The organism is Actinomadura darangshiensis (assembly GCF_004349235.1).
GTDB lineage: Bacteria > Actinomycetota > Actinomycetes > Streptosporangiales > Streptosporangiaceae > Spirillospora > Spirillospora darangshiensis.
This window is the reverse complement of record NZ_SMKY01000636.1, coordinates 1-1,173: the sequence shown is the minus strand read 5'-3', so window position 1 is coordinate 1,173 and position 1,173 is coordinate 1. Positions and strand designations below refer to the sequence as shown.

Below are 1,173 nucleotides of genomic sequence, written 5' to 3'. Positions count from 1 at the left end.
GCAGGTTCAAGCGAAGCGAGAACCTGATCGCGCAGCGAGCCGCAAGGCGAGCCGGAGCGATGCAGCGATCGCACGCAGTACCCGACGATGGAGGGCCGCCAGGCCCGAAGGAGGAGGGCACTGCAATTAGACACCGAACCCCCGCGCCCTGGTGTGGGTGCGGGGGTTCGGTGGTGGTGCGGGTGTCAGGCCTCTAGGACGTTGACGTCGATCGTGGCGTCGACCTCGCTGTGCAGGCGGACGCTGACCCGGTGGGTGCCGACGGTCTTGATCGGGTTGCCGATCTCGATGCGGCGGCGGTCCAGGTCGGGACCGTTCGCGGCGCGGACGGCCTCGGCGATGTCGGCGGCCGTCACGGCGCCGAACAGCCGGCCGTTGCTGCCGGTCCGGGTGCGCAGCTGGACGCGCAGGCCGCCGAGCCGGTCGGCGACCTCCTTGGCGTGCTCGACGGTCGCGATCTCGCGGGCCGAACGCGCCTTCTTGATCGAGTCGATCTCCTTCTCGGCGCCCCGGGTCCACTTGATCGCGAACCCGCGGGGGACGAGGTAGTTGCGGCCGTAGCCGTCGCGGACCTCGATGATGTCGCCGGGCTCGCCGAGCCCGGTGACCTGCTGGGTCAGGATGAGCTTCATGTTCGTTACCCCCTGCCTCAGCGCGCGGTGCTGGTGTACGGCAGCAGCGCCATCTCACGGGCGTTCTTGATCGCCGTGGCGACGTCCCGCTGGTGCTGGGTGCAGTTGCCGGTCACCCGCCGGGCACGGATCTTGCCGCGGTCGGAGATGAACTTCCGCAGCAGGCCCGTGTCCTTGTAGTCGACGTAGGAGATCTTCTCCTGGCAGAAAACGCAAACCTTCTTCTTCGGCTTGCGGGGAGGTGGCTTCGCCATCGTGGTGCTCCTTTGGGAGAGCCCCGCGGATGCGGGAATGGGCGTTTACTTGATCTTGTATGTGGTCGCGCCGGAGCGGCCGGTCTAGAAGGGCGGGTCGTCGGAGAAGCCGCCGCCCCCGCCACCGCCGCCGCCGGTGGCCCAGGGGTCGTCGGCCGGGGCGCCGCCCTGCTGGCCGCCGCCGAAGCCGCCGCCCTGCTGGCCGCCGCCCTGACCGCCGCCACCGCCGAAGCCGCCGCCGCCTTGGCCGCCGCCGCCTCCGCCGCCGCCGCCGAAGCCGCCACCAC

3 protein-coding genes are annotated in these 1,173 nt (G+C 70.9%); all 3 read right to left on the bottom strand.

Going from position 1 to position 1,173, the window contains the following annotated elements; genetic code table 11:
* Nucleotides 1–185 precede the first annotated feature (185 nt).
* Complete coding sequence (gene rplI / locus E1293_RS47080; RefSeq protein ID WP_132206658.1) at nt 186–632, bottom strand: 50S ribosomal protein L9; 447 nt, start codon at nt 630–632, stop codon at nt 186–188.
* A 17-nt stretch (nt 633–649) separates the two neighbouring features.
* A complete protein-coding gene (gene rpsR / locus E1293_RS47075; protein WP_019631633.1) occupies nt 650–886 on the bottom strand; it encodes a 30S ribosomal protein S18 in 237 nt (78 codons plus the stop codon).
* Nucleotides 887–970: 84 nt separating this feature from the next.
* Nucleotides 971–1,173 (bottom strand): hypothetical protein (locus E1293_RS49145; RefSeq protein ID WP_207939564.1); only part of this gene is annotated, 203 nt, incomplete at its 5' end.